Genomic DNA, 23,612 nt, shown 5'->3' with positions numbered 1-23,612 from the left:
CAAACCATGCGGTATCGCGAACACTTGCGTTATTCTACACCTAACTCCGTGCCTTCAAGATTGAGATTGAGCTTATCGCTTGTAACCTCATCGTCGTCGTCCATTTCCTTCATTTCGATCTCTTGCTCGTCTCCAGACAGGATTTTCACGTCCATGCCCAAGCTTTGAAGCTCTTTAATCAATACTTTAAAGGATTCCGGAACGCCAGGTTCAGGAACGTTCTCACCTTTGACGATTGACTCGTAAGTTTTCACCCGACCGACCACGTCATCGGACTTGACGGTCAAAATTTCTTGCAGCGTATAAGCCGCGCCGTAGGCTTCCAGAGCCCAAACCTCCATCTCCCCGAAGCGCTGTCCGCCGAACTGAGCTTTACCGCCCAACGGCTGCTGCGTTACGAGAGAGTAAGGACCTGTGGAACGGGCATGGATTTTATCGTCAACCATGTGCGCCAGCTTAATCATGTACATGACGCCGACCGTAACTTCACGTTCGAACGGTTCGCCCGTACGTCCGTCATACAGCAATGTCTTACCGTTGCGCTGCATGCCGGCTTCTTCCATCGTATCGAATACGTCGTGCTCGCGCGCGCCGTCGAATACCGGAGTCGCCGTATGAATGCCGAGGAAGTTGGCGGCCATGCCCAAGTGAACCTCGAACGCCTGACCGATGTTCATCCGCGAAGGAACGCCCAGCGGGTTCAAGACGACTTGAACAGGAGTTCCGTCCGGCATGAACGGCATGTCCTCTTCCGGCAAAATACGGGCGATAACCCCTTTGTTACCGTGACGTCCGGCCATTTTATCGCCTTCGGAAATTTTCCGTTTTTGCGCGATATAGACACGAACCAATTGATTAACGCCAGGAGGCAATTCATCGCCGTTCTCGCGGGTAAACACCTTCACGTCTACGACGATACCGTCGGTACCGTGCGGAACGCGCAGAGAGGTGTCGCGAACTTCACGCGCCTTCTCACCGAAGATCGCATGCAGCAAGCGCTCTTCCGCCGTCAGCTCGGTTACGCCCTTAGGAGTTACTTTACCGACGAGGATGTCGCCCGCGCCGATCTCGGCACCGACACGAATAATGCCTCGCTCGTCCAGATTCTTCAGCGCGTCTTCGCCCACGTTCGGGATATCGCGCGTGATTTCCTCCGGTCCCAGCTTCGTATCGCGGGCTTCGGATTCGTATTCCTCGATATGAATGGATGTGTATACATCCTCTTTAACCAACTTTTCGCTCAGCAGGATCGCATCCTCGTAGTTATAGCCTTCCCAAGTCATAAATGCTACGACTACGTTGCGGCCAAGCGCCAATTCGCCCATTTCGGTCGAAGGTCCGTCCGCCAAAATATCGCCGACGCGGACTTTCTCGCCTTTGTGGCAAATCGGGCGCTGATTGATACACGTACCTTGGTTGGAACGCATAAACTTATGCAGCTTATGCTTGATCAAATCGCCGTTCACCAGCTTGCCGTCTACCATCGCCTGGCGGCGAACCCAAATCTCGTTAGCCGACACGCGTTCTACGACGCCGTCGACTTTGGACACGATACATACGCCCGAGTCTTTGGCTGCCTTATGCTCCATACCGGTACCTACCAGAGGCGCCTTAGGAATGAGCAAAGGCACGGCTTGACGCTGCATGTTCGAACCCATGAGGGCACGGTTGGAGTCGTCGTTTTCCAGGAACGGAATCAATGCCGTCGCTACGGACACAACCTGTTTAGGCGAAACGTCCATATAGTCAACGCGTTCTTTAGGAAGCGTCAAAATATCGTCTTTATAACGAACGATAACGGAGTCATTGACAAAATGCCCGCTTTCCGTAAGCTCGGCATTCGCCTGCGCTACGACGTAGTTATCTTCCTCGTCCGCCGTCAAATACGCGATTTGATCGGTCACTGTTTCCGTCTTCGGATCGACCCAACGATAAGGAGCTTCAATGAAGCCATACTCGTTGATTCTCGCAAACGTGGACAAAGAGTTGATCAAACCGATGTTCGGACCCTCCGGCGTCTCGATAGGACACATCCGGCCATAGTGAGAGTGATGGACGTCGCGGACTTCAAAGCCTGCGCGCTCTCTCGTCAAACCGCCGGGCCCGAGCGCGGACAGACGACGTTTGTGCGTCAGTTCGGCAAGCGGGTTCGTTTGGTCCATAAACTGGGACAGCTGGGAGCTTCCGAAAAACTCTTTGATCGATGCGATCACAGGCCGGATATTGATCAGAGCCTGCGGCGTAATGACGTTGGCGTCCTGAATGGACATCCGCTCGCGCACTACGCGCTCCATACGGGACAGACCGATACGGAATTGGTTTTGCAGCAATTCGCCGACCGAACGCAAACGCCGGTTGCCCAGGTGGTCGATATCGTCGGTGCTGCCAATGCCGTGCAGAAGATTGATGAAGTAGTTGATAGATGAGATGATGTCTGCAGGCGTGATGTTTTTAACCGACTTATCAATCTTACCGTTAGCAATCACTTTTACGATCTTGCCGTCTTCGATAGGAGAATACACATTGATGCATTGGAAAGGAATATGCTCCATATCCGTCACGCCGTTGACGGCCGTATACTCATTGAAGCCTACGCCGTTCTCCAAATAAGGGAGAATCTCGTCGAGCAAGCGGCGATCGAGCAGTTGTCCTGCTTCGGCGATAATTTCACCGGTGCTGGTGTCGACCAGCGTTTCGGCCAGCCTCTGATTAAACAGACGGTTTTTAATATGCAGCTTCTTGTTGATTTTGTAACGTCCTACATTCGCTAGATCATAGCGCTTCGGATCGAAGAAACGAGCTACCAGCAAGCTTCTTGCATTATCGAGCGTAGGAGGCTCGCCTGGGCGAAGCCGTTCATAGATTTCAATCAACGCTTTGTCGGTAGAATCGGTATTATCCTTATCCAGCGTATTGCGGATGTACTCATCGTCACCCAGCAGGTCCAGGATTTCCGCGTCGGTGCCGAAGCCCAAAGCTCTCAGCAGCACGGTGACCGGAATTTTACGAGTACGATCGATACGGACATAAATAATGTCCTTCGCATCCGTCTCCAGCTCCAGCCACGCGCCGCGGTTAGGAATTACCGTTGCCGTATATGTTTTCTTGCCGTTTTTGTCCACTTTCGTGCTAAAATAGACGCTAGGAGATCGAACCAGCTGACTGACGATAACCCGTTCGGCACCATTGATAATAAAAGTCCCTGTCTCCGTCATCAAAGGGAAATCTCCCATAAATACTTCCTGCTCTTTGACTTCGCCAGTTTCTTTATTGATCAAGCGCACTTTCACACGAAGCGGAGCTGCGTACGTAACATCGCGTTCTTTGGACTCATCGACGGAATACTTAGGTTCGCCTAAGCTGTAATCGATAAATTCCAACACCAAATTCCCCGTGAAATCCTGAATCGGGGAAATATCCTGAAACATTTCACGCAATCCTTCTTCCAAAAACCACTCATATGATTTTTGTTGGATTTCAATCAGGTTCGGAACTTCCAAAACCTCATGAATCCGAGCGTATGACCTGCGTTTGCGTCGACCTAATTGAACAAGATGACCCGCCAACTTTGATTCACCCCTCATGTCTACTCAATAGAACAAAATAAAAGCCTCTCCTGAAGCCTTCTCGAGTAAATACTGTTGAAGTGATACTTCTTGTGGAAGCTTCTAAATGCATCAACTTTCATGTTACCATAATTTTCCTCATACCATGTAGGTTTTACCTAAAATTTAAACATTATACGTCGAATGCCTAAATTTTATTCATCATGCCGCCAAAAAATATTTCTTGACATTTTAGTACACTAAAGACATGTAACCCTACCCTAATGCTGACATTCTATAATAATACCACATCAGAAATGTCAAGTCAACATAATTGTATTTCACGCCACTTATTTCACGGCCTTGATGATTCTGTAGCCTTTATCCTTGCCGATCTCGATCACTTTGGCAAACAAGCTCTCCAGTTTGGCAATCGCCGACGGAGCGCCTTGCTTCTTCTGAATGACGATCCACAACGCCCCGCCGGGATTCAGCACTTCATACGCCTGTTCAAAAATCCGGTGCACCGTCTCTTTGCCCGCCCGGATCGGAGGATTCGTCAGAACGGCGTCAAACTTCCGGTTCAGCACTTCCGCCAGCATATCGCTCTGTAATACTTCGACATTCGCCATCGCATTGCGCTGCGCATTTTGCCGAGCCAGCTGCACCGCCCGCTCATTGATATCGACAAGCGTCACCTTTCCTTCGGGAATCAAGCTTGCCGCAGCCAAGCCGATAGGCCCATAGCCGCAGCCGACATCCAGCACTTCCCCGCGCTCCGGCAGCTCCATCGCCGCGATCAATGCTTTGGTTCCGTAATCCACCCCCTTTTTGGAAAACACGCCGGCATCCGTCACAAAGGTAAATTTACGGCCCCGCAGCATTTCGTCTACGGTGTGCATGTCGTGTGCCGTCGTTGGTTTTTGCGAATAGTAATGCTCGCTGATCTTTCTCACCCCCACAAGGCTACATGGTACCTTCCGCGCCAATACGGCAAGAAGATAGAGAAAACCCCCTGAAGTTTACATCTCCAAGGGGTCTGCCGACTGCATAGGAAATTATTTTACTTCTACAGCTGCGCCAGCTTCTTCAAGCTTAGCTTTGATTGCATCAGCGTCTTCTTTACCCACTTTTTCTTTGATTGGTTTAGGAGCGCCGTCAACCAAGTCTTTTGCTTCTTTCAGGCCAAGACCAGTGATCTCACGAACCACTTTGATAACGTTGATTTTGGAAGCGCCAGCGCTAGTCAAAATTACGTCGAATTCTGTTTGCTCAGCAACTTCAGCTGCGCCAGCGCCGCCAGCTACAACAGCTACAGGAGCTGCGGCAGTTACGCCGAATTCTTCTTCGATTGCTTTAACAAGATCGTTCAATTCCAAAACTGTCATGCCTTTAATGGCTTCCAAGATTTGCTCTTTACTCATGGTATATATACCTCCAATAATTTATTGTTTTTGGTTAGTTCAACTGCAAAGCGGATTAAGCTTCTTGCGCGCCGCCGTCTTTTTCTGCCACAGCTTTAACCGCAAGGGCGAAGTTGCGCACAGGAGCTTGGAGCACGCTGAGCAACATGGACAGCAAGCCTTCTCTGGAAGGAAGCTCGGCCAGTGCTTTGATTTGGTTAACATCAACCACTTTACCTTCAACTACACCCGCTTTAACGCTAAGATGTTCGTTTTTCTTTGCAAAAGCCGTCAAGATTTTTGCAGGAGCAACGATATCGTCTTTACTGAACGCGATCGCCGTAGGACCTGTAAGATAATCATTCAGCTCGCTCAGTTCAGCATTCGTCGTAGCACGTCTAGCCAAAGTGTTTTTCAATACTTGGAATTCAATGCCCGCTTCACGCAGCTGCTTGCGAAGCTCGGTTACTTGAGCCACGTTCAACCCGCGGTAGTCGGCAACGATCGTGCAAGAGCTCTCTTTCAGCTTTTCAGCTACTTCCGCAACCTGCTGGGATTTTTGCTCAAGAATTTTCGCGTTTGCCATTTTTGCACCTCCTAAAGTTTTCGTGAGAAAACGGTCTCCGTCATCATAAACTTAGTTTTCGTGAGAAAACGCATTTCATCAGTTACCGTATCAACTTATCTCGTAAACATTCCGTAGTATTCCGCTGCAACACGTTCTATCGGTCATGTCCGCAAAGGCATCTTTACTTTAAGCAAAAATGCCTTCGCAGACACTGCGAAGGCATGATGATTCACGTTATCTTTGAACTAAAGGCAAAGAAATCCGTTTCTATATCATAACACCTCGGCAGGAAATTAAGCCTCGTCGGCACCTGCTGTCTACGGTAAGTCATATTCGATTGTTAGCTAGATTAGGTTAGCATGGGAGACTGTAAAAGTCAACTGCCAAGCTTATCCTTATCTAAAAGTTTGCGCGTTTACGCGAGCGCTAGGACCCATCGTCGAGGAAACAGCGATGTTTTTCAGGTATACACCTTTAGCAGCCGCAGGCTTCGCTCTGTTCAAAGCGTCGATCAATGCGCGGAAGTTGTCAGCCAGCTTCTCGGCATCAAAGGATACTTTACCGATTGGAGCATGGATTTGACCGGCTTTATCCAAGCGATATTCGATTTTACCAGCCTTGATCTCCTGAACCGCTTTAGCTACGTCGAACGTAACCGTACCGGCTTTAGGGTTAGGCATCAAACCTTTACCGCCCAAGATACGACCCAGTTTACCCACTTCACTCATCATGTCCGGTGTAGCTACGCAAACGTCAAAGTCGAACCAGCCTTGCTGGATCTTGTTAATCATGTCTTGATCGCCTACGAAATCAGCGCCAGCCGCTTCCGCTTCTTTAGCTTTATCGCCTTTGGCAAATACAAGCACACGTTTGGTTTTACCTGTACCGTGCGGCAATACGACAACGCCGCGAACAGCCTGGTCTTGTTTTCTAGGGTCAACGCCCAGACGAACTGCAACTTCAACGGTTTCGTCGAATTTTGCAGGCGCCGTTTTTTTCACAAGCTCGATAGCTTCTAACGGCTCATATACCGCTTCGGCATCTACAAGCTTAGCAGCTTCCAAATACTTCTTACCGTGTTTAGGCACTTTGTATATCCTCCTCTGTGGTATTAGCGGAATATCCTCCCACTGGTAGTGCAACCATTACATTTGCAAAGCCATGTTGGTTGTCACTGGTAGTGCAACTGTTACTTTCAGGAATAGAAAGTCAGTTGTCACTGATAGTGCAACCATTACATTTGCAAAGCCATGTTGGTTGTCACTGGTAGTGTAACCGTTACATTACGCGAAGCAATGTCGGTTGTCACTGATTAAGCAACCGGAATTAGTCTTCGATGACTACGCCCATGCTGCGAGCAGTACCTTCGATCATACGCATTGCAGCCTCAACGGATGCAGCGTTCAGGTCAGGCATTTTTTGTTCGGCGATTTCACGGACAGTTGCGCGTTTAACCGTAGCAACTTTCTTTTTGTTAGGTTCGCCGGAGCCTTTTTCGATTTTTGCAGCTACACGGAGCAATACAGCAGCCGGTGGAGTTTTGCAAATAAACGTAAAGGAACGGTCCTCGAATACAGTGATTTCAACAGGAATGATCAAACCTGCTTGATCGGCAGTACGAGCGTTGAACTCTTTACAAAAAGCCATGATGTTAACGCCTGCTTGACCGAGGGCCGGACCGATTGGCGGAGCCGGATTCGCTTTACCAGCAGGAACTTGAAGCTTAACAATCTTGATAACCTTTTTTGCCATTGTGTGACACCCCCTTGTACGTAGTGTGGCGGTTCTTCACTTCTAGAGCTTCTCCACCTGATGATAATCCAATTCAAGCGGCGTTTCGCGGCCGAACATGTTGACGTGAACCTTCAGCTTCGCCTTGTCGAGCAGAATTTCTTCCACGGATCCGACAAAGTTGGCGAACGGGCCCACTTTTACACGAACGGTTTCCTTCAGATCGAAGTCGATCTTCGGTTTCGGTTCTTCGATGCCCATATGCTTGAGAATCGACTCCACTTCCTCGGGAAGCAGCGCGGTCGGCTTCGAACCGGACCCTGTCGAACCGACAAACCCCGTCACACCCGGCGTATTGCGCACCACATACCACGAGTCGTCGGTCTGGATCATTTCGACCAGCACGTAACCCGGATATACTTTACGCATCACCGTCTTCTTCTTGCCGTCCTTGTTCACAAGCTCTTCTTCCATCGGTACCAGAACACGAAAGATCTTGTCCTTCATATCCATGGATTCAACGCGTTTTTCCAAGTTTGCCTTGACTTTATTCTCATACCCGGAATAGGTATGTACGACGTACCATCTTTTTTCCATTTCCATATTAGCCACCTATGCTCTCGCTTATTTAAAAACAAGTCGAAGCAGCTCAGAAATACCCAAGTCAAGTACGTAGAAGTAAATCGTCGTAAAGGCAACCGTAAAGAGAACGACTAGCGTGTAGCTGATCAATTCCTTACGACTTGGCCACTTCACTTTTTTGAGTTCGGACCAGCTGTCCGCAAAAAAAGAAAACGTGTTGCCGAATCCTTGCTTCATTCTAGCCAAAAAGGACACAACTACACCTCCAAGAAACTACCTAGTTTCGCGATGAGCGGTATGTTCATTGCAAAACTTGCAAAACTTCTTCAACTCCATGCGGTCTGGATGGTTGCGCTTATTTTTATTGGACGTATAGTTTCTTTGCTTGCAGTTCGTGCACGCTAACGTGATTATAACCCGCATGATGTACACCTCCTACGGACCAGCCTCAAATTTTAAACCTTAAAGGTTCAGCAAAAAAACGCCTTACAGTTTTAAGGCTACCTATGTACTTTAGCACAGCCCGATTTGGGTGTCAAGGGAAACCTACTACTAGCATACCGCTCACGCGCTTTAGGCGTATACCTGCTAGTATAGACGGGCAAGGACACAGGTAAACGTATGACGAGAATATTCGTCCCTTATTTGCCAAAAGCTCCAAATTGCGGATGCATACCTCCGCGAGAGATGCAGCATGGCAGCCGCTTGATCGCCCGTTTTCCTCGCAAAAAAATAAAGCACCCCACTTATATAAGTTCGGGTGCCTCTACTATGCGTCTCGGACTTCCAAATATCGTTCCAGCTTTCGTTTAACGCGCTGCAAAGCGTTGTCAATCGACTTCACATGACGATCCAAATCGACCGCAATTTCCTGATAGGAACGCCCGTCCAAGTACAGCATAAGCACCCTTCGTTCCAAGTCGCTTAAGATTTCTCCCATTTTGTCTTCCAAACCGCTGAACTCTTCCTGATTGATAATCAGCTCTTCCGGGTCCGTGACACGGGAACCGCAGATGACGTCAAGCAGCGTGCGATCGGAATCTTCATCATAAATGGGCTTGTCCAAAGAGACATACGAATTAAGAGGAATATGCTTCTGGCGGGTGGCGGTTTTAATAGCCGTAATGATCTGACGAGTGATGCATAACTCGGCAAAAGCCTTAAAGGAGGCGAGTTTGTCGCCGCGAAAGTCCCGGATCGATTTATATAAACCTATCATACCTTCTTGTACGATATCTTCTCTGTCTGCTCCTATTAAAAAATAAGAGCGCGCTTTGGCGCGAACGAAGTTCTTGTACTTGTTAATCAAGTACTCCAATGCGTCGCTGTCACCCTCGCGAACCGCATCGACAATGTCTTCATCTGCCTTGAGGTCATATTCGTACATTCTCAGTTCTTTGAGGTCGACACTCACCGACAATCCCTCCGGCCTGGCAAGACTACGATTCCTTGTACCCTTGAAAGATAGCATAAGTATACATTATGTAATCTATTATCGTCAACCGAATTAACCGCTGCTAAACGCTGGAATTACCGCTTCTTACCGGCCTCGGCGCCATTTTTCGAACAGGTCCTTCATATGCGGAGGCAGTTGGTTGTCAAAGGTGTTGCGCTTGCCTGTAGGCTCCTGGCGGATTTTGTTCTGGATCTCCCGCTTCGACTGCCGCACCTTGATCAGCAGTTCTCCGGCCGGCACGCGAAACGCCCCCTTGCCAAAAATAACATGCTGCTCGGTCATATCCGAGGTAGCCACATAAATTTGTTTGCGCCGTCCGATATGCTGGGTCACCAGCCGTTCGATCAGTTCGTCGGCCGTTTCCTTCTCCTTCGTATAGAAGATGCGGAGCTTGCTCTGCTCATATTTCCCGCCGAGTCCGGGAACGTAATAAGCATCGAAGACGAGCAGCACCTTCATCCCCGAATACGACTGATATTCGGCGAGCTGCTCGATAAGCCGGTCGCGGGCCTCCTCCAGGCTGATGTCCTTGAGCTTCTGCAGCTCCGGCCACGCGCCGATAATATTGTATCCATCCACGATGAGGATTTCCTGAATCATGGCCTTAAGCCCGCTATTTCGCCGACAACCGTTGGCGCACTACCTCATACATAAATACGGACGCCGCCACCGACGCGTTGAGCGAGTTGATATGGCCGAACATCGGAAGCTTCAGCAGAAAATCGCATTTTTCCTTAATCAGCCGACCCATGCCTTTATTCTCATTACCGATAACGAGAGCAAGCGGCATATTCAGATTTGTCTTATAAAGAGGCTGCTGCGCCGCGACATCGGTGCCCGCTACCCATACGCCCCGATCCTTCAACTGATCGATCGTTTGCGCCAAATTCGTCACTCTCGCCACAGGCACATACTCGACGGCTCCTGCGGACGTTTTAGAGACGGTGGCGGTCAGGCCCACCGATCTGCGCTTCGGAATAATGACTCCGTGCACCCCCGTACAATCGGCCGTCCTCAGTATCGAACCGAGATTATGGGGATCTTCGATCTCATCCAAAATGAGAATAAACGGCTCCTCGCCCCGACTCTCGGCGCGCGCCAAAATATCGTCCACTTCCACATATTCGTATGCCGCTACTTGAGCGACGACACCCTGATGCTGCACATTTTCGACCATTTGGTCCAGCTTGCGCTTATCCGCCGTCTGCACGATGACTCCGTGCTGTTTCGCTTCGGCGATAATCGGCTGCGTCAGCTGTTTTTGCGCGTTTTCGGCAATCCAGATTTTATTAATCGTCCGTCCCGAGCGCAACGCTTCCAGCACCGAGTGCTTACCGGCAATAAATTCCTCCATCATCTGTCTCTCCTTATTTCAGACAATCCAATCGGCTTCAGCTCGGCCCGCTTCCGGCTCCGCTTTCCGCTACTCCCGCTCCAGCGATTTCATAAGCAAATAGTGGAGCCGATCGAATTGCTTCGTGTAATATAAATAACCGATCAAACATTCGAATGCCGTGCTGTGACGGTATTCCAAAATATCCGCGTTTTTGGCGGAGGTCCCGCTCTTGGCGTTCCGCCCCCGCTTGACGATATCCGTCTCTTGCTCCGTCAGCAGCGGAAGCCAAGCCTGCAGCGCCTTCGCCTGGGCTTTGGCCGAAACGAAATGGGTCGACAATCGATGCAGTTGGTTAGGCCGGTGATTGGCTAGGGACACGACATATTGGCGTATGAACACCTCGTATACCGCATCCCCGACATAAGCGAGCACGAGCGGATTCAGCTGCTGCGGGTCCTTCGCCGGCGGGAAACAGAACAGATCGGAATCGAAAGAGAACGGCTCTTTCATCATTTCCGCCGCCAGCGGATACCTTGTGCCGTATCCTCTAATAAAATGCCCTGCTCCGTGAGCAAGTCGCGGATTTCGTCGGCGCGGGCCCATTGCTTGGCTTTGCGCGCTTCCGTCCGCTCTACAATCAACCGCTCGATTTCTTCGTCCAGCAGTTCCTCTTCTTGTTGTGCTAGTATGCCCAAAACCCGGTCCATCGCTTCAAATTGTTCCAGCAACAGCTCCAGCGAGCGCTTGGTTACCTTCTCCTGCTGCGCATACGGATTCGCGGCATTAACCAGCTCGAACACGGCCGTGATCGCATCCGGCGTATTGAAGTCGTCGTTCATCTTCTGTTCGAACTGCTTCTGCACCTCGGCCGCGGCATGAACGATCTCCTCCGACGCTTCGCCTTCAGTCGCGTTCGCCAGCCGGTGCTTGAGATTGGCGATACAGTTCTCGATCCGGGCCAGCCCGTTCTTGGCCTGCTCCACCGCTTCCTCGCTGAAGTTGAGCGGGTTGCGGTAATGCGCGGACAGCATGAAATAACGGATCACCTGCGGGCTGATCGTTTTCAGCAGCTGGTTTACGTTAACGCCGTTGCCGAGCGATTTGGACATTTTCTCGTTATTGATGTTGATATACCCGTTGTGCATCCAGTAATTGGCCATCGGATGTCCGGTCAAGCATTCGGATTGCGCGATTTCGCATTCGTGATGCGGGAACTGCAAATCTTGGCCGCCGCCGTGAATGTCGATCGTCTCGCCCAAATATTTGCGGGCCATCGCCGAGCATTCGATATGCCAGCCCGGTCTGCCTTCTCCCCATGGGCTAGCCCAGGAGATCTCCCCCGGCTTGGCGCCTTTCCACAGCACGAAATCCTGCGGATTTTCCTTCCGGTCGTCCACCTCTACGCGAATGCCGAACTGCAGCTCCTCGAGATTTTGATGCGAGAGCTTGCCGTATTCGGCGAACTTGGTCGTGCGGAAATAGACATCCCCGCCGTTCTCGTACGCATAGCCTTTGCTTACCAAGCCTTCGATAAAGGCGACGATCTCGTCGATATTTTCGGTTACGCGCGGATTGAGCGTCGCCTTGCGAACGCCTAATCCCTCCGTATCCTCGTAAAACTTGCCGATGAACGTCTCGGCCACTTCCGGAACAGTCGTTCCCATTTGCGCCGCCCGTTTGATCAGCTTGTCGTCGACATCGGTAAAGTTAACGACATAATTGACGTCGTAACCGGCAGATTCCAAATAACGTCTTACCACGTCGAAGAAAATGATCGGCCGCGCGTTGCCGATATGGATGTAATCGTACACCGTCGGACCGCATACATACATTTTCACCTTGCCCGGCTCCAGAGGCTTGAATTCCTCTTTGGCCCGGGTCATCGTATTATAAATTTTAAGCGCCATGATCTTGGCTGCCCCCATTCTTGGATTGTGGTGCAGTGACCGCTACCTTCATTTCGTCGATCTGCTGCTGCATTTGCCGGAACATATCGATAACCGGGTCAGGCAGGTTGTTATGATCGAGCCGACCGACCCGCACGCCGTCCCGCTTCACGATTCTGCCGGGATTTCCGACCACCGTACAGTTCGGCGGCACTTCCCGCAATACGACGGCGTTGGAGCCGACGCTGGAGTTGTCTCCGACGGTGAAGGAACCGAGGACCTTGGCTCCCGATCCGATCACGACATTATTGCCGATAGTAGGATGCCGCTTTCCCTTCTCCTTGCCGGTTCCTCCCAAAGTGACTCCTTGGTACAGCACGACATCGTTGCCGATTTCGCAGGTTTCCCCGATGACGACGCCCATGCCGTGGTCGATGAAAAACCGGCGTCCGATGACGGCGCCCGGATGAATCTCGATGCCGGTCATAAAGCGGCTGAACTGGGAGATGATTCTAGCTGTAGTAAACCATCGCCGCTTGTAGAACCAATGGGCGACCCGATGCGCCCAAAGCGCGTGCAGTCCGGAGTAGGTAAAGGCTACTTCGAACCAGCTGCGGGCCGCGGGATCATTTTCAAATATCGTTTCGATGTCTTCCTTCATGTACTTGAACAAGACGATCACCTGCTTTCTCCCCATCAAGCTAGATATATAGTCTCCCCGATATCCGAAACGGCCTTCCCTGCCCTCTTCTCTACGCCAAAAAGCCTCTGCAGCCATTGCGGCTGCAGAGGCGTGAAAAGCGCGCGGTTCCACTCTGCTTCGGACTTGCAATCTCGTCCATCTCGGCGTTCGTAACGTGAACGTATACGGCACGGCTACCCTGGCTTCCCTAACCGGAAAGCAGCTCGCCGATACGGCTCCCAGGTGCATTTCCGATCAACGGGAATGAGCAGCTTCCAGCGCAGGCCCGCTTATGCAGCTTCAGCCCGGCCGCCCTCTCTGTAAATCCCTGATTCATCGTACTCTCCTGATCAACGCCACGAAATATTAATGTTACTTAGTATAACGAAAAAGCGTAAGCTTTACAATAACTTCTTCAGCCGGTCGATAACCTTCTCTTTGCCCAGCAAGTACATAGTGATGTTCAAGTCAGGCCCATGAACTTGCCCGGTCAAAGCTACGCGAATCGTCATAAACAGCTGCTTGCCTTTATAACCGGTTTCCTTCTGCACGGCTTTAAGCATCGGCTGGATGTGTTCCGGGGCGAAGCTCTCCGACTGCTCCACTTGGCTCAGGAAGCTTCCCAGAACGACCGGTACGTAATCTTCGGCAAGCACCGCCTCGGCTTCGTCATTCTCACAGGCTACGTCGTCTTGGAAAAACAGATCGGACAGCGGCACGATTTCGCTCGCATACTGCATTCGATCCTGATTCAGCGCCACAAGGCGATTCACCCATTCTTGCTGTTCGGCCGACAGCTGCTCGGGAACGCGTCCCGCTTTTTGCAAATGCGGCAGCGCCAGATCGACGACGCGGGACAGCTCCGCCTTCTTCAAATATTGATTGTTCATCCAATTGAGCTTGTCCATATCGAACACAGCCGGACTCTTCGACAGCCGGTCGAGATCGAACTGGGCGATCAGCTCGTCCTTGGTGAACATCTCCTCTTCCCCTTTCGGCGACCAGCCGAGCAGGGTGATGAAGTTCAGTACGGCCTCAGGCAAGTAGCCGAGCTCGCGGTATTGTTCGATAAATTGGATGATCGATTCGTCGCGCTTGCTCATCTTCTTGCGATCCTGATTCAGGATCAGCGCCAGATGCGCGAATTCGGGCACGGGAAGCCCCAGCGCTTCGTACATCATAATCTGTCTTGGCGTATTGGACAAATGCTCCTCGCCGCGGATGACGAGCGTAATGTTCATCAGATGATCGTCGAGTATAACGGCGAAGTTATACGTCGGAATCCCGTCCGGACGAACGATGATGAAGTCGCCGATCCCGTTCGATTCGAATTCCACATGCTCGCGAATGCGGTCCTCGAAAGCGATGATCCGATCCTCCGGCACGCGGAAGCGAATGGAAGGCTTGCGTCCCTCCGCCTCGTACTGCTCGATCTGCTGAGCCGTCAAGTGACGGCATTTGCCGGAATAGCGCGGCATCTCTCCCTTGGCCTCTTGCTCCGCCCGCTCCTGCTCCAGATCCGCCTCCGAACAGTAGCAGCGGTAAGCGTGGCCTGACTGCAGCATTTGCTCGACATAAGGGCGGTACAAGTCCAGACGCTCGGTCTGCCGGTACGGGCCGTAAGGACCGCCGATATCGACGCTCTCGTCCCAATCCAGTCCGAGCCATTTCAGCCCTTCCAATTGGCTGCCGATGCCCGACTCCATGTGGCGGGTCTGATCGGTGTCTTCGAACCGGATAATGAATTGCCCGTTTTGTTTGCGAGCGATCAAATAATTGAATAATGCCGTGCGGGCACCCCCGATATGCAAATGACCGGTAGGGCTTGGCGCGTATCTTACGCGAAATTGACCTGACATTGCTGCCGCTCCTCTCTCCTATGCAAAACCGAAATCAAAAATATGCACTATGATAGCACAACTTCGATCAAACTAACAACCGATTGCGCCGCAATTCCTTCGCCGCGTCCGGTAAATCCGAGCTGCTCCGTCGTCGTCGCTTTCACATTTACTTGGGACGGCTCCGCTTCCAAAGCCTCGGCAATCCGCTGTACCATCGCGGGAATATATGGCGCCATCTTCGGCTTCTGAGCGATAATCGTCGAATCGATGTTGCCGAGCTTATAGCCCGCTTCCTTCGCCAGCTTCCACACGTCCAGCAGCAGCTTGTAGCTGTCCGCATCCTTAAACTCCGCCGACGTATCGGGGAAATGCTTGCCGATATCGCCTAATCCCAGCGCACCGAGTATCGCATCGCTGATCGCATGCAGCAGCACGTCCGCGTCCGAATGGCCGAGCAGTCCTTTCTCGTAGGGGATGTCTACGCCCCCGATAATACATTTACGCCCTTCCGCCAGTTGATGCACGTCAAATCCTTGTCCTACTCGAATCATTGCTTGTCCTCTCCCCTGACATTCCGTATTATCCATTCCGCCCACGGCAAATCTTCCGGCGTCGTAATTTTAATATTATAATAGTCCGCTTCTACGACCTGCACGGACATGCCGCTTCGTTCCACCAGCATCGCATCGTCGGTGCCGACGAACCCGTCCTTCTCCGCCTGCTCGTACGCCTGCAGCAGCAAAGAAAGACGAAAAGCTTGTGGGGTTTGAATCGCCCACAAGCTGCGCCGGTCCGGGGTGGACTGGATCGTCCCCTGAAGATCGACAACCTTGATCGTATCTTTGACCGGCACCGCGAGCACGGCCGCCTCCGTCTCCATCGCCTTGCGCCAGCAGGCCACAATATGCTCCTTCGCGGGGAAGGGGCGCACTCCATCATGCACCATAACCCATTCCACGGCTCCGCTCAGCGCCTTTAAGCCTCTGTGCACGGAGTTCTGGCGTTCCTGGCCGCCGACGACGACTTGTTTGACTTTGCCGAGTCCATACTGCTTCACATACCCTTCGCACCGCCGGACATCCTGCTCTCCCGTTACGAGCACAATGGTATCGACCTCCGGCATCCGATCGAATAAAGCTAATGTATGTACAATAATCGGTTTGCCGTTCAATTGCAGATATTGCTTGCTCTCCGCGGTTTTCATCCGCGAGCCTTTGCCCGCAGCTACAACCACTACCCCCAGCTGGTTCACTCTTTTCACCTACTATTTATCGCGCTCCCCCTATCATATACGTTTTAGAGCGCTTTTTCCAATAGTTTCGGTTTGGCGAAAATCATCCGGCCCGCCGAAGTCTGCAGTACGCTTGTCACCAGCACGTCCAGCGTCATCCCGATAAAATCGCGTCCGCCCTCCACAACGATCATCGTGCCGTCGTCGAGATAGGCTACGCCTTGCCCGTGCTCTTTGCCGTCCTTGATCACTTGAACGAGAATTTCTTCTCCCGGCAGCACCACCGGCTTGACGGCATTGGCCAAATCATTAATGTTCAGCACCGAAACGCCCTGCAGCTCGCATACTTTATTCAAATTAAAATCATTCGTAATCACTTTGCCCTGCAGCACCTTGGCCAGCTTCACCAGCTTGCTGTCCACCTCGGAAATTTCCTCAAAGTCGCCTTCATAGATCAATACTTTGACTTCCAGCTCTTTTTGGATTTTGTTGAGAATGTCGAGCCCGCGGCGGCCGCGGTTTCGTTTGAGCAGGTCGGAGGAATCCGCAATATGCTGCAGCTCTTCCAGCACGAATTCGGGAATAACCAGCGTGCCTTCGATAAATCCGGTTTTGCATATATCGGCAATCCGTCCGTCGATAATGACGCTTGTATCGAGAATTTTATGCTCTTCGAATCCTTTGCCTTCGCCATGAGCATTGCGATCCCTGCCCGAACGGCTCTTGGACAAGAGGGAGAGAACCTCTTCTTTCTTGGCATAACCAAAGCGGAATCCGACCAATCCTAGCATCGCCGTAATAATGACATGCAGCAGCGGGGTAAACAATACGGCCTGCTCGAACGGCGTTAGAAAAACGACGGCAAGCACCAGCCCGACGATCATGCCGCAAGTGCCCGCAATCAGATCGGAGACCGGTACGTCGGCAATCTTTTCCTCTCCTTGCTGCATCATGCGCAATACATAATTAACGGCCCATGAACTGATGAAATAAAAGAGAACGACTCCGGCAATCATCATCCAATAAGCCTCGCCGCGCAACGTTTCCACACCGAACACCGTTTCTATGATTTTGAAAAATGGCTGTCCGACGGTATCACTCCACTCATATCCCAACACGCCCCCGATAACTGCAAATAAACATTGGAACCATCTTTTCATCATAGAATCACCTCCATAGCTTTTACTTTGAAATAACCTCGTTACAATTATGAACCAAAAGTTTCCTGGCTAACCGTCCCAAGCCAAAGAAAAAGCAAAAAAGCATTTACTTTCCCCTCAAGGAAAATAAATGCTTTTCATTTTCGCCTCATTTATTAACGCAAAGCGTGTTATTAACGGCTACATCGGCCTTGTCTCGGAGTTCACTTCGTCGACGGATTGGTTCTTTCTTCTTCGTCTTGGCAAGAGGCGTTCAACGTTTTTTTTTAGGCCGTACAGCGCATAGAGAAGCAGCGGTACAAAAATCATTTTGGACAACATGCCCGGATATTGGTAGGCGATAACGACGGCAATGACGATGACGATAGGCGTAATCCAAATCGCCTTCTTCGGAATGCCGACTTTCTTGAAGTTCGGGTATTTCACCGTACTGACCATCAAATAGGAGAGCAACAGCGTGCTGAGCACCAATACGGCGGTATGAAGCTCCGTATGGAACAGCGCCAGCGTACATAGTACGCCTCCGGCCGCTGGAATCGGCAAGCCGATGAAGTAACCCGGCACACCGGCTACGACATTAAAGCGGGCCAGGCGGAGCGCTCCGCAAATCGGGAAGATCGCGGTGATGATCCAAGCCGCGGCAGCGTTCATTTCCGTAAAAGCGGCCACGTACATGATGAAAGCCGGAGCTACGCCGAACGAGATGACGTCCGATAAGGAGTCCAGCTCTTTGCCGAATTCGCTTTGGGCATTTAGCGCGCGGGCTACCCGGCCGTCCAAGCCGTCGCACAGCATGGCGATAATGACCATGATTGCAGCCAGCTCCGCCTTTTGGTTAAAGGCCAATATGATCGATATAAATCCCAAAAACAAGTTCCCTACTGTAAAAAGATTGGGAATAGATTTAGTCAACATTTATTTGTCCACCTCTAGTTTACTGTACCCTATTATATAGGTTACCCTCTGATTGTATGCAAGTTAAATATGTCTGTCAATGAGTACTTGATCTTGAATTCGTTTTAATCCTTCTTTAATTGCGCGCGCCCTCACTTCTCCAATTCCATCCACTTCATCCAATTCATCGATCGTAGCCATCATAAGATGAGGTAACTGCTGGAAACGTTCCACCAAATTATGGATAATAACCGAAGGCAGACGGGGGATTTTATTCAGCACCCGATATCCGCGCGGCGATACGGTTTCTTCGGCGTTGCTCGCATGAGGATAACCGAGAATCCGCGCGATATGCGAATGATCCAATATTTCATCGGTAGCCACTCGCCTTAAATTTTTCATGATGTCCTTCACTTTGTCGTCTATAAGTTCTCTTACGTAGTCTTTGATTAAAAGTTGCGCTTCATGCTCCGTCGCTCCTACCAATTCCTCCAATTGCATGCTGATAAGGCGTCCTTCCGTGCCGAGCTCGTTGATATAGCGCTTGATTTCCGCCTTAATCCGCAGCACCATTTCAATGCGCTGAACGACGTTCGTCACATCGTGAAGCGTTACGGATTCCTCGAATTCGGAAGCGCCCAAGTTGGTCACCGCCTGGTCGAGCACGGATTTATATTTCTCCAATGTCTGGATCGCCTGATTCGCTTTGGTCAAAATAACCCCCATATCCTTAAGCGAATAGCGAAGGTTGCCCTGATACAATGTAATGACGTTGCGCCTCTGGGAGATGGACACCACGAGCTTGGAAGTTTGTTTGGCTACCCGCTCGGCTGTCCGGTGGCGGATTCCCGTTTCCGTCGATGTAATCGAAGAGTTAGGAATCAGCTGGGTGTTCGCATACAATATTCGTTTCAGATCTTCGCTCAATATGATTGCTCCGTCCATTTTGGCGAGCTCGTACAAATAGTTCGGCGAGAAGTCGCAATTAATGGAAAAGCCTCCGTCCACGATTTCCATCACTTCAGGGCTGTAGCCTACGACGATCAGGGCGCCGGTTTTTGCGCGCAGCACATTTTCCAGCCCTTCCCGAAACGCCGTCCCCGGTGCGACCAGCTGCAGAAGCTGGCTCATCACATCTCTTTTGGTTTCTTCCTTGCTCATGTTGTCCCTCCTAAGGGTTTTCCGAAGGAAAACCTACTTCGTAAGCATATACACTAACCGCTAGCCCAGCGCAGCTTTCAGCGCTTCGGCGACCGTATTCACTCCGATAATTTCAATTCCGGACGGCGGCGTCCATCCCTTCAGACTTCGCTCCGGCACGATAACTCTGCGGAACCCGAGCTTCTCCGCTTCCTTCACCCGTTGATCAACCCGGGAGACGCCCCGGACTTCGCCGGTCAAGCCCACTTCGCCGAATACCACATCGAACGGCTGCGTCGGCTGCTCGCGCAGGCTCGAAGCGATGCTCACCGCTATAGCCAAGTCGACGGCAGGCTCATCGAGCTTCACTCCGCCGGCAACGTTCACATAAGCATCCTGATTTTGCAAAAACATGCCCATGCGTTTCTCAAGCACCGCAATAATTAGCGCGAGCCGGTTATGATCGATACCGGTTGCCATCCGCCGCGGCGAAGGGAAATTCGTAGACGATACGAGAGCTTGCAGCTCCACCAGTACAGGACGCGTCCCTTCCATGCTCGCAACGACCGTCGATCCGGATACGCCGAGCGGCCGCTCGGATAGAAACAGCTCCGAAGGGTTGTTCACTTCGGCCAAGCCGTCTTCCCTCATCTCGAAAATGCCGATTTCGTTCGTCGAGCCGAAACGGTTTTTCACCGCGCGGAGCAGCCGGTACGAATGATGGCGTTCGCCCTCAAAATAAAGGACGCAGTCGACCATATGCTCCAGCAGCCTCGGACCGGCAATCGCTCCCTCTTTAGTAACATGACCCACGAGAACCGTGGCGATACCTTTTATTTTGGCAATTCTCATGAAATGCCCCGTGCATTCCCGAACTTGGGACACGCTCCCTGGCGCCGAAGCGACGCCGGGATGATATACGGTTTGAATCGAATCGATCACGATAAAATCGGGCTGAACGTCTTCGATCGCCGCTTCGATCAATTCCAGGTTCGTTTCGCACAGAACGAACAATTGTTCGGATGCCGCATTCAGCCTATCTGCGCGCAGCTTCGTCTGCCGCACAGATTCCTCTCCCGATACATACAGCACCTTCTGGTTGCTCAGCGTCAGATCATGGGAGGTTTGCAGCAGCAGCGTCGATTTGCCGATCCCAGGGTCTCCGCCTACAAGGAGCAGCGATCCGGGTACCAGCCCGCCGCCGAGTACGCGGTTTAATTCCTTATTGCGCGTAACGATTCGCTGTTCTTCACTGCTTTTTATATTTATGATGGATACCGGTTTTTCTTTCGTGCGTAATAAAGAAGAAGTGATGCCTTGCGTCTTCGTTACCGTCTCCACTTCTTCGACGAAGGTATTCCATGCTTGGCAGCCCGGACATTTGCCCAGCCATTTAGGCGATTCATAGCCGCACTCTTGGCAGCAAAATTTCGTTTTTTGTTTGGCCATCGTTTTTCTCCTAGTTGTTTATCGTCCGCATCCCGTTGTCTTATCAAAGTTTACCATTTTGTGGAGGTTATGAAAACCCTTCTTCCCTACTAATAAAAATCATTCTGCGGCAAATGAAGAACAAATCCCCAAAAAGTGACGTGATGCTCTGAAGCTTATTGCTGCGCATCATTTCCTAAACAACAAAAAAAATCCTGCACCCCTAAGAAGGGTACAGGATGTAGACGCTGCGACGGCTTAAGATGTTGCAACCTTTTGATTGCGTTCTACCGTTAATTCTCCGTCTTTCTCATCGATGGTGAGCGTATCGCCTTTGGAGATATGACCTCGAAGCAGCTCCTCGGACAACCGGTCCTCGATATGCTTTTGAATCGCTCTGCGGAGCGGTCTTGCCCCGTAGGTCGGATCGAATCCTTCCTTGGCCAGGAACGCCTTGGCTTTGTCGGTAAGAATAAAGTCGACCTCTTGCTCTTTCAGACGTTTGCGCAGCTCTTCCGCCATCAATGTGACGATTTGAGCGATGTGCTGCTCCTCCAAAGAGTGGAACACGATGATTTCATCGATCCGGTTCAGGAACTCCGGACGGAAGCTCTTTTTCAGCTCGCTCATCACTTTGTCTTTCATATTGTTATAATCTTTGCCCGCATCATGCACGGCAGTGAAGCCGAGCGAAGAGTTTTTCTTAATCGTATCCGCACCGACGTTGGATGTCATAATGATCAGCGTATTGCGGAAATCGACCGTGCGGCCTTTGGAGTCCGTCAAGCGGCCGTCTTCAAGCACCTGCAGCAGGATGTTGAACACTTCCGGATGCGCTTTTTCAATTTCATCCAGCAGAACGACCGAATACGGTTTGCGGCGAACCTTCTCCGTCAACTGGCCGCCCTCTTCGTATCCGACATATCCCGGAGGCGCGCCGACCAGACGAGAGGTCGAATGTTTCTCCATATATTCGGACATATCGATCCGGATGACCGCGTTCTCGTCGCCGAACAGCGACTCCGCTAATGCACGGGCCAGCTCGGTTTTACCGACGCCGGTAGGTCCAAGGAAAATGAAGGAGCCCATCGGACGCTTAGGATCTTTGAGTCCCGCTCTGGCGCGGCGGATAGCACGGCTGACGGCTTTGACGGCTTCTTCCTGACCGATCACGCGATCGTGCAGGATCGATTCCATCTTCAGCAGGCGCTCGGTTTCTTCTTCCGCCAGCTTCACCACCGGAATGCCGGTCCAGCTGGCGACAACCTGGGCGATATCTTCCGGAGTTACCTCGGAGTCGGTGCGGCCTTGTTTCTCTTTCCATTCGTTCTTCGTGGAATCGAGCTCTTCGCGCAGCTTCTGCTCCGTATCCCGAAGAGCGGCCGCCTTTTCGAACTCCTGGCTTTGAACTGCCGCGTCTTTTTCCTTGCGGATATCTTCCAGTTTACTTTCCAGTTTTTTCAGATCGGGCGGTACCGTATACGAACGAAGCCTTACTTTGGAGCTGGCCTCGTCAATCAGGTCGATCGCTTTATCCGGCAGGAACCGGTCCGTAATATAACGGTCGGACAATTTGACCGCTTGCTCAATGGCTTCGTCCGTAATTTTTACGCGGTGATGCGCTTCATAACGATCGCGCAGCCCGTGCAGAATTTGGACCGCTTCTTCCGGAGAAGGCTGATCCACTGTAATCGGTTGAAAACGTCTTTCCAGCGCGGCGTCTTTCTCGATATATTTGCGGTACTCATCCAGCGTCGTAGCCCCGATGCACTGCAGTTCGCCTCTGGCCAGAGCCGGCTTCAGAATGTTGGACGCGTCGATCGCGCCTTCCGCTCCGCCCGCCCCGATCAGCGTATGCAGCTCATCGATGAACAAGATAATGTTACCGGCTTGCCGGATTTCGTCCATAATTTTTTTCAAACGGTCCTCAAATTCGCCGCGGTACTTCGTACCGGCCACGACCGAACCCATATCCAGCGTCATAACGCGTTTATCTCTTAACGTTTCGGGAATTTCATTATTGATGATTTTTTGCGCCAAGCCTTCGGCGATAGCCGTTTTACCTACCCCCGGCTCCCCGATCAGCACCGGATTGTTCTTCGTTCTCCGGCTCAATACTTGAATGACGCGCTCGATTTCCTTGCTGCGGCCGATAACCGGATCGAGATTGCCGTCTTTGGCGTATGCCGTCAAGTCGCGTGCCAAGCCGTCCAGCGTAGGCGTATTCGCATTCGTGGTGTTACCATGGTTGGTAGATACCACCTCGCTGCTGCCGAGCAGTTGAAGCACCTGCTGACGCGCTTTGTTCAAGCTGACGCCAAGATTATTGAGCACTCTTGCCGCAACGCCTTCGCCTTCACGGATCAGACCGAGCAGAATATGCTCTGTTCCGACATACGTATGGCCCAGCTTGCGGGCTTCGTCCATCGACAGCTCAATCACTTTCTTCGCACGCGGCGTGTAAGCGATATTCGTCGGCTGCTCCTGACCTCTGCCAATCAGCGCCTCTACCTCGTCTTGAATTTTCTCCAGACCAAGCCCCAGAGCGATAAGCGCCTTCGCTGCAATACCGTCTCCTTCGCGAATCAATCCCAGCAAAATATGCTCGGTGCCAATATTATTATGACCTAAACGAACGGCTTCTTCTTGTGCCAAAGACAACACCTTTTGCGCACGTTCTGTAAATCTGCCAAACATCATGTGTAACACCTCCATAAAGGAATAATTAT

23 protein-coding genes and 1 other annotated feature are annotated in these 23,612 nt (G+C 51.4%); all 23 genes read right to left on the bottom strand.

Going from position 1 to position 23,612, the window contains the following annotated elements; genetic code table 11:
- Positions 1–29: 29 nt before the first annotated feature.
- Entirely contained in the window at positions 30–3,566 is a 3,537-nt protein-coding gene (gene rpoB / locus SK3146_RS21225) for a DNA-directed RNA polymerase subunit beta (RefSeq protein ID WP_249866395.1), read from the bottom strand.
- Positions 3,567–3,895: 329 nt separating this feature from the next.
- A complete protein-coding gene (locus tag SK3146_RS21220) occupies positions 3,896–4,492 on the bottom strand; it encodes a class I SAM-dependent methyltransferase (RefSeq protein WP_249866394.1) in 597 nt (198 codons plus the stop codon).
- A gap of 111 nt (positions 4,493–4,603) precedes the next feature.
- A complete protein-coding gene (gene rplL / locus SK3146_RS21215; RefSeq protein ID WP_249860674.1) occupies positions 4,604–4,969 on the bottom strand; it encodes a 50S ribosomal protein L7/L12 in 366 nt (121 codons plus the stop codon).
- A 55-nt stretch (positions 4,970–5,024) separates the two neighbouring features.
- Positions 5,025–5,534: a 50S ribosomal protein L10 gene (rplJ, locus tag SK3146_RS21210; protein WP_249860673.1), complete on the bottom strand. Its 510-nt coding sequence runs from the start codon at positions 5,532–5,534 to the stop codon at positions 5,025–5,027.
- 165 nt (positions 5,535–5,699) lie between these two features.
- Positions 5,700–5,857 (bottom strand) — a sequence feature (ribosomal protein L10 leader region).
- Between the two features lie 54 nt (positions 5,858–5,911).
- On the bottom strand, positions 5,912–6,604 hold the full coding sequence (rplA, locus tag SK3146_RS21205; protein WP_249860672.1) for a 50S ribosomal protein L1: 693 nt from the start codon (positions 6,602–6,604) through the stop codon (positions 5,912–5,914).
- Between the two features lie 238 nt (positions 6,605–6,842).
- A complete protein-coding gene (rplK, locus tag SK3146_RS21200) occupies positions 6,843–7,268 on the bottom strand; it encodes a 50S ribosomal protein L11 (RefSeq protein ID WP_028552028.1) in 426 nt (141 codons plus the stop codon).
- Positions 7,269–7,310: 42 nt separating this feature from the next.
- A complete protein-coding gene (nusG, locus tag SK3146_RS21195) occupies positions 7,311–7,844 on the bottom strand; it encodes a transcription termination/antitermination protein NusG (protein WP_249860671.1) in 534 nt (177 codons plus the stop codon).
- Positions 7,845–7,871: 27 nt separating this feature from the next.
- Positions 7,872–8,084, bottom strand: a complete 213-nt coding sequence (gene secE / locus SK3146_RS21190; protein WP_249860670.1) for a preprotein translocase subunit SecE — start codon at positions 8,082–8,084, stop codon at positions 7,872–7,874.
- Between the two features lie 18 nt (positions 8,085–8,102).
- On the bottom strand, positions 8,103–8,252 hold the full coding sequence (rpmG, locus tag SK3146_RS21185; protein ID WP_079914997.1) for a 50S ribosomal protein L33: 150 nt from the start codon (positions 8,250–8,252) through the stop codon (positions 8,103–8,105).
- 346 nt (positions 8,253–8,598) lie between these two features.
- Positions 8,599–9,243 carry an RNA polymerase sporulation sigma factor SigH gene (gene sigH, locus SK3146_RS21180; RefSeq protein WP_239630941.1) on the bottom strand — a complete coding sequence of 215 codons (645 nt, stop codon included), beginning with the start codon at positions 9,241–9,243 and terminating at the stop codon, positions 8,599–8,601.
- 126 nt (positions 9,244–9,369) lie between these two features.
- A complete protein-coding gene (locus SK3146_RS21175; RefSeq protein ID WP_249860669.1) occupies positions 9,370–9,885 on the bottom strand; it encodes an NYN domain-containing protein in 516 nt (171 codons plus the stop codon).
- A gap of 13 nt (positions 9,886–9,898) precedes the next feature.
- On the bottom strand, positions 9,899–10,639 hold the full coding sequence (rlmB, locus tag SK3146_RS21170) for a 23S rRNA (guanosine(2251)-2'-O)-methyltransferase RlmB (RefSeq protein ID WP_249866393.1): 741 nt from the start codon (positions 10,637–10,639) through the stop codon (positions 9,899–9,901).
- A 69-nt stretch (positions 10,640–10,708) separates the two neighbouring features.
- On the bottom strand, positions 10,709–11,131 hold the full coding sequence (locus SK3146_RS21165; RefSeq protein ID WP_375295554.1) for a Mini-ribonuclease 3: 423 nt from the start codon (positions 11,129–11,131) through the stop codon (positions 10,709–10,711).
- The gene (cysS, locus tag SK3146_RS21160; RefSeq protein WP_249860667.1) at positions 11,131–12,528 is read right to left on the bottom strand and encodes a cysteine--tRNA ligase; all 1,398 of its coding nucleotides are present in this window, start codon (positions 12,526–12,528) and stop codon (positions 11,131–11,133) included. The genes SK3146_RS21165 and cysS overlap by 1 nt, the downstream gene beginning before the upstream one ends.
- The gene (cysE, locus tag SK3146_RS21155) at positions 12,518–13,204 is read right to left on the bottom strand and encodes a serine O-acetyltransferase (RefSeq protein WP_375295553.1); all 687 of its coding nucleotides are present in this window, start codon (positions 13,202–13,204) and stop codon (positions 12,518–12,520) included. The genes cysS and cysE overlap by 11 nt, the downstream gene beginning before the upstream one ends.
- Before the next feature lie 386 nt (positions 13,205–13,590).
- On the bottom strand, positions 13,591–15,048 hold the full coding sequence (gene gltX / locus SK3146_RS21150) for a glutamate--tRNA ligase (RefSeq protein ID WP_249860666.1): 1,458 nt from the start codon (positions 15,046–15,048) through the stop codon (positions 13,591–13,593).
- Between the two features lie 47 nt (positions 15,049–15,095).
- Positions 15,096–15,581 carry a 2-C-methyl-D-erythritol 2,4-cyclodiphosphate synthase gene (gene ispF, locus SK3146_RS21145; RefSeq protein ID WP_249860665.1) on the bottom strand — a complete coding sequence of 162 codons (486 nt, stop codon included), beginning with the start codon at positions 15,579–15,581 and terminating at the stop codon, positions 15,096–15,098.
- Positions 15,578–16,234, bottom strand: coding sequence for a 2-C-methyl-D-erythritol 4-phosphate cytidylyltransferase (gene ispD / locus SK3146_RS21140; RefSeq protein WP_249866391.1), 657 nt, complete (start codon positions 16,232–16,234; stop codon positions 15,578–15,580). The genes ispF and ispD overlap by 4 nt, the downstream gene beginning before the upstream one ends.
- Positions 16,235–16,326: 92 nt before the next feature.
- Positions 16,327–17,424 (bottom strand): PIN/TRAM domain-containing protein, encoded by a 1,098-nt coding sequence (locus SK3146_RS21135; RefSeq protein ID WP_249860664.1) that lies wholly within the window; start codon positions 17,422–17,424, stop codon positions 16,327–16,329.
- 177 nt (positions 17,425–17,601) lie between these two features.
- Positions 17,602–18,336 (bottom strand): CDP-diacylglycerol--serine O-phosphatidyltransferase, encoded by a 735-nt coding sequence (gene pssA, locus SK3146_RS21130; RefSeq protein ID WP_249860663.1) that lies wholly within the window; start codon positions 18,334–18,336, stop codon positions 17,602–17,604.
- Positions 18,337–18,399: 63 nt separating this feature from the next.
- On the bottom strand, positions 18,400–19,476 hold the full coding sequence (disA, locus tag SK3146_RS21125) for a DNA integrity scanning diadenylate cyclase DisA (RefSeq protein ID WP_249860662.1): 1,077 nt from the start codon (positions 19,474–19,476) through the stop codon (positions 18,400–18,402).
- Between the two features lie 60 nt (positions 19,477–19,536).
- Positions 19,537–20,904, bottom strand: a complete 1,368-nt coding sequence (gene radA / locus SK3146_RS21120) for a DNA repair protein RadA (protein WP_249860661.1) — start codon at positions 20,902–20,904, stop codon at positions 19,537–19,539.
- A 237-nt stretch (positions 20,905–21,141) separates the two neighbouring features.
- The gene (gene clpC, locus SK3146_RS21115; RefSeq protein WP_249860660.1) at positions 21,142–23,583 is read right to left on the bottom strand and encodes an ATP-dependent protease ATP-binding subunit ClpC; all 2,442 of its coding nucleotides are present in this window, start codon (positions 23,581–23,583) and stop codon (positions 21,142–21,144) included.
- Positions 23,584–23,612 lie beyond the last annotated feature (29 nt).

The organism is Paenibacillus konkukensis (genome assembly GCF_023523925.1).
GTDB lineage: Bacteria > Bacillota > Bacilli > Paenibacillales > NBRC-103111 > Paenibacillus_S > Paenibacillus_S doosanensis.
This window is presented reverse-complemented; position numbering and strand designations above follow the sequence as displayed.